Source organism: Dapis purpurea BLCC-M126 (genome assembly GCF_050015975.1).
In the GTDB taxonomy this organism is placed as follows: domain Bacteria; phylum Cyanobacteriota; class Cyanobacteriia; order Cyanobacteriales; family Microcoleaceae; genus Trichodesmium.
Genome location: NZ_JBNHER010000314.1, coordinates 143,931 through 149,628, shown reverse-complemented (window position 1 = coordinate 149,628; position 5,698 = coordinate 143,931). Strand labels below are relative to the sequence as shown.

Sequence of the window (5,698 nt, the reverse complement as noted above, 5' to 3'; positions counted from 1 at the left end):
CTTTAAACCTGAATTATTTAATTAATAATTAATAATTAATAATTATTCGGTAAGGTAGGATGGCGCAATTCGGAGCGGCTCTGCAAGAGCGGGTTTCTCGAAGAATGCAGAGCTAGTTAGAAGTAGCCATATCCAAATCGATCAAGAGAAAGGAAATTTCAGATTTTCTTACTTGATGATTCAGTAGGAGGTATTGATAACTCAGTTATAACCTAGGAGACTTTAGTATGTGCCTAGCAAACTTTTAAGGCAGTTCCGACTCTAGGAGGTTAACTGAAATGACCATTTCTCATAGCCTTAAAAAATACTCGGAGAGATTTAATATATTTACCTATTTCCATATCTATTGTTCTCTTTTGCCGTTAATTCTAGTTTATATCTCGTTTGGAAATACTATAGCTTAAATGAATTTCTAGTCAGTTCCTATTATATTCTTAAAATTAGGATATAATGAAGGTTTGCAGTGAAAATTTTACAATTACAGTCATGGCCAAAAAATTACAGGTAGTCTTGAATCAAGATATTAACAAGTTGGGAAAATCGGGGGATGTAGTAGAAGTAGCTCCTGGTTATGCTCGTAACTATTTGATTCCTAAGAAAATTGCTTTTCGCACTACTCCAGGTGTTCTTAAACAAGTAGAACGTCGTAAAGAACTAGAACGACAAAGACAAATAGAATTGAAGCAAGCAGCAGAAACTCAAAAGACTGCTTTAGAAACAGTAGGTCGCTTCAAAATTGCTAAACAAGTGGGTGAAAATGATGCAATTTTTGGTACGGTTACTGATAGAGAATTGGTGGAACTAATTAAGGAAAATACTGGTCAAGAAATTGATAGACGTGGTGTTACTTTGCCAGAGATTAGCAAGGTTGGTTTCTACAAAGCTGAAATTAAACTTCATCCAGAGGTAACTGCTGAAGTGGAAATTCAAGTGGTGGGTAGTTAACAGTTACACAGTTAACAGTTATCAGTTATCAGTTATCGGTTGAACTGGAAATACGAATAACTGATATCTGATTGACCTAATATTATTAAAAATATTAGCTGTTGAATGAAAATTTTTACTTTTATTACCGAATAATTAATAATTAATAATTAAATCATTCTGGTTTAAAGCTTCCCCTTTTAAGAAAAAAAAAAGAAATAATATTTCCTGATATTCAATTCCCGAACGGTTTTAACCAGAGGTAATTATCAATTATCCATTATCAATTATCAATTAATGAACTGTTCTTATTCTTGGAAGTTTCTCAATTCCTTTCTCCTATTTTAAAGGTAATGAAGTTGATAGCTGACTCTAAATGCTTACAAAATAATTTTTATGTAAATCTTATAGATACATACGGAGCGATCGCCTACCTCTCTAGAATATTGAAGTGGAAAAAGCAATTTCAGTCGGTTTGAAGATAATGTTATTGGAAATTTTAGGGTTAATTCTGATTTTATATACTAATTACAATAAGGTGTGATATAAGATCCGGTTGAATACTTGTTATATAGTTGGGGGATAGGGAGATGAGGAGATGAGGAGATGGGGAGATGGGGAGATGGGGAGATGGGGAGATTGAAGTGTGGATAGAATTATGAACATATACTATATAACCGGATTCTATATGAGATACAAAGTTCCTTTGTTTTAGGCAACACTTGATTCCAAACTTTTACATCTCATAAATGTAAGAGATATTATATTTTTTAAAAAAAATTGAAGTAGTCAGGCAAAATTATTTTTTAGGCGCTTCGTTACAATAACTACTTTTATATATTCACATCAAAATATGAAATTAATTTAACTTAAGTATTCAGCCGTTAGCTAAAAGCTATTGTTTTGGGTTTGAAATTTAAACCCTACCATTAAGACTATAATTTATAAACATCTTTCTTAATATAAAACTCTATAATGGATAGCTTTAAGAGCTGGATATTATTGCTGAGAGGTGAATGCTAATAGCTGAATGCTTACCATTTAACCCAAATATAAATATTCAGATAAACTACAAATGCAAAGCGATCGCTTACCTCCCCAAAATATTGAGGCAGAAGAAGCTATTTTAGGTGGTATTCTTCTCGACCCAGAAGCCATTAATCGAGTCACAGAATTGTTACGCCCGGAATTTTTTGCCATTCAAGCTCATCAAATTATTTATAAAGCAATGTGGCAACTTTATAATCAGGGTAAACCTACAGATTTAATGACTGTTACCAGTTTGCTTGTAGATAATAATCAATTGGAAAAAATTGGTGGGCAAGTCAAGATAGTCCAACTGTTAGAACGAACTATTTCTGCAGTTAATATTGACCAATATGCAGCTTTAGTTGTTGATAAATATATCCGCAGAAAGTTAATTCAGGCTGGAAATGAAATTTTTGATTTAGGCTTTCAAACAGCGACTAGATTAGAAACTATTCTTGACCAAGCAGAACAAAAAGTTTTTGCTCTGACTCAGGATAAACCACAACAAGACTTAGTTCCTATTTCTGAAACTTTAATTGATACTTTTCAGGAAATTGAAGATAGAAATGAGGGGGTTGCTTTACCTGGTTTGGCTTGTGGTTTTTACGATTTAGATGCCATGACTGGAGGTTTTCAACGTTCCGATCTAATAATTGTTGCAGGTAGACCTTCTATGGGAAAATGTGCTGCTTATGATACTTTGGTTTTGCAAAAAGATGGCAGTTTAGTTACTTTGGCAGAGGTTAATCAAAGGCAGGAAGTAGAATTATTAACTTTGGGAAAAAATAGGAAATTTTATCTTACTAAACCTAGTGCTTTTGTTGATGATGGAGTTAAACCTGTATTTAGAGTAACGACAAAATTAGGAAGATTTGTAGAGACAACAATTACTCATCCTTTTTTGACGATTGATGGTTGGAAACCTTTGGCAAAATTGTCGGTAGGGGAAAAAATAGCTGTACCACGTCGGTTAAATATTTTTGGTAATGAAAATATTCCAGAAAGTGAGTTTTCTTCCTTGATTGATTCTGAGAATTGCTGTCTTTTTCCTCTGGTCTTTAAATTAGAAAGGTTGCAATTAGCTTTATTTATTAGATATCTATTTTCTTTGGATGGATGGGTGGAAATATCTAAGAGTAGGGGAGTATGTTTTGGTTATTCTACAGTTGGTGAAAAGCTGGTTAGGCAAGTACAACATATTCTGCTGAGATTTGGAATTGTTGCTGCTATTGAAAAGCTTGAAGAGAAGAGAATTAACGAAGTCAGAAGTCAGAAGTCAGAAGTCGGAAGTTATTTTTGTAATGGATATTTAAGCAACTATCCAAAAACATTTCGCCTAACTATTACTGATGCTTTATCTCAGAAAAATTTTATTGCAGATATTGGTAGTTTTGATTCTAAAAATTTTGATTTTGACTCTACCTGGTTAAATTTAATCACAGAAAATAATTTATTGGATGATAAATTAAAAAATACAGAAATTTTCTGGGATAAATTGGTGAGTCTGATGGAAAAGTTTGCCGAATCCAAGAATCAGTCGCTAAATAGTAGAAGGGAAAAAAGACCCTCTACTAAAAATTCTGAGAATTTAACTACTACTGATACTATCTCTGGAAAAAATATTCTGACAGATATAGGAAATTTTCCATGTCTAAATCTAGATTTAGACTCCGATAAATTAAATTTAGTCAGACAACAGAATTCCTGGAGTGAGCAATTAGAAAATACAGAAATTTTCTGGGATGAATTGGTAAGTCTGGTGGCAAAGTTTGCCGAATCCAAGAATCAGTCGTTAAATAGTAGAAGGGAAAAAAGACCCTCTACTAAAAATTCTGAGAATTTAACTACTACTGATACTATCTCTGGAAAAAATATTCTGGCAGAGATGGGAAACTTTTTATCAGAAAATATAGATTTCGACTCCGACAGATTAAATTTAGTCAGACAAGAGAATTTCTGGAGGGAGCAATTAGAAAAGACAGAAATTCTCTGGAATGAATTAGCAAGTTTGATGGAAAAGTTTGCCGAATCAAACAATCAGTCGATAAATAGTAGAAGGGGAAAAATACCCTCTACTAAAAATTCTGAGAACTTAACTACTACTGATACTATCTGTAGGAAAAATTTTCTGACAGATATCGGAAACATTCCATGTCTAAATCTAGATTTAGACTCCGACAGATTAAATTTAGCTAAACCGGATAATTTCTGGAATGAGCAATTAGAAAATACAGATATTTTCTGGGATGAAATTGTCTCTATAGAACCAGTAGGAGACAAGCAAGTATACGATCTGACCATACCAGAAACTCATAATTTTGTAGCTAATGATATTTGCCTTCACAATACTAGCTTTGCTGTGAATATTGGTCATAGTATTGCAGCTAATCTCAAATTACCAGTGGCTATTTTTAGTTTGGAAATGTCTAAGGAACAATTGGTCTTAAGACTATTAGCTAGTGAGGCAAGAATTGAAAGTAATAGATTACGCTCTGGGAGGATTAGTCAGAATGAATGGGAACCTTTAACTTCTGCCATTGGTAATCTTTCTGAAATGCCGATTTTTATTGATGATACTCCTAATATTACTGTTAATGAAATTCGTTCTAAAGCTAGACAACTTCAAAGTGAACAAGGTGGAGCTTTAGGATTAATTTTATTAGATTATCTACAGTTAATGGAGGGAAGTAGTAGTGATAATCGAGTCTTAGAGTTGGCAAGAATTACTAGAAATTTAAAAGGTTTGGCGCGGGAACTTTCGGTGCCGATTATTGCTTTGTCTCAACTTAGTAGAAGTGTGGAGTCTCGAACTAATAAAAGACCAATGATGTCTGATTTGAGAGAGTCTGGTTGTTTGACTGGAGAAACTTTAATCTATTTAGTTGATGGTAAAAAGATTCCTATTTCTCGTCTGGTTTGTAAATCTAATTTTTCTGTTTTTGCTTTGAATGAGAAGACTGGAAAATTTGAGTCGGCGATGGTGAGTCGGGTGTTTTCTACTGGGGTTAAACCTGTCTTTCGTCTACAAACTTCTTCGGGAAAATTGATTCGCGCGACGGCTAATCATCCTTTCTTTTCTATGGGGGGTTGGAAACAGTTGAATAGTCTGAATATTGGGGATTCTCTTGCTATTTTGAACGAAAAAATGCTTAAATGTTCAATATTGTATTGTGGGCAATTCTTGTCTCAAGCAGATTTTGGCCCAAAATCTGGTGGAAATTTAGGGTCTGTTGTTAAGTCTCGTGAGTGGGAAGGGTGTACTGAAATTGATGTGGAATGGGATGAAATTGTGGAAATAATGCCTGATGGAGAGGAGGAGGTTTTTGATTTAACTGTACCTGGTTTGCATAATTTTGTGGCGAATGAGATTGTCGTTCATAACTCTATTGAACAGGATGCCGATCTAGTTATTATGCTTTATCGAGATGAGTATTATTCTCCAGATACTCCGGATCAGGGTATTGCTGAGGTTATTATTACTAAGCATCGAAATGGTCCGACTGGTACGGTGAAGTTATTGTTTGACCCCCAGTTTACTAAGTTTAGGAATTTAGCAATAAGAGGAGGGAACAGGGAACAGGGAACAGGGAACAGATAAATCAGTTATCAGTTTCAGTTATCAGTCTCAGGATTTTTCCCAGGAGCAATACCAGAAAAATTTTCATCTTGTGAAGCACCAGTAAATGGTTGTTTTCCCTCATCAAATATTTCCATCCATCTCTCCTCGATGAAAAATCACTAACAT

2 protein-coding genes are annotated in these 5,698 nt (G+C 34.1%); both read left to right on the top strand.

Going from position 1 to position 5,698, the window contains the following annotated elements:
• Nucleotides 1-486: 486 nt before the first annotated feature.
• Nucleotides 487-945: a 50S ribosomal protein L9 gene (rplI, locus tag ACP6PL_RS29015; RefSeq protein ID WP_426548818.1), complete on the top strand. Its 459-nt coding sequence runs from the start codon at nucleotides 487-489 to the stop codon at nucleotides 943-945.
• Nucleotides 946-1,999: 1,054 nt separating this feature from the next.
• A complete protein-coding gene (gene dnaB / locus ACP6PL_RS29010) occupies nucleotides 2,000-5,551 on the top strand; it encodes a replicative DNA helicase (RefSeq protein WP_426548817.1) in 3,552 nt (1,183 codons plus the stop codon).
• Nucleotides 5,552-5,698: the final 147 nt, after the last annotated feature.

What these genes read in the sequence shown, in the direction of transcription:
- rplI (WP_426548818.1), top strand. Translation starts at nt 487, where the DNA reads ATGGCCAAAAAATTACAGGTAGTCTTGAATCAAGATATTAACAAGTTG.
- dnaB (WP_426548817.1), top strand. Translation starts at nt 2,000, where the DNA reads ATGCAAAGCGATCGCTTACCTCCCCAAAATATTGAGGCAGAAGAAGCT.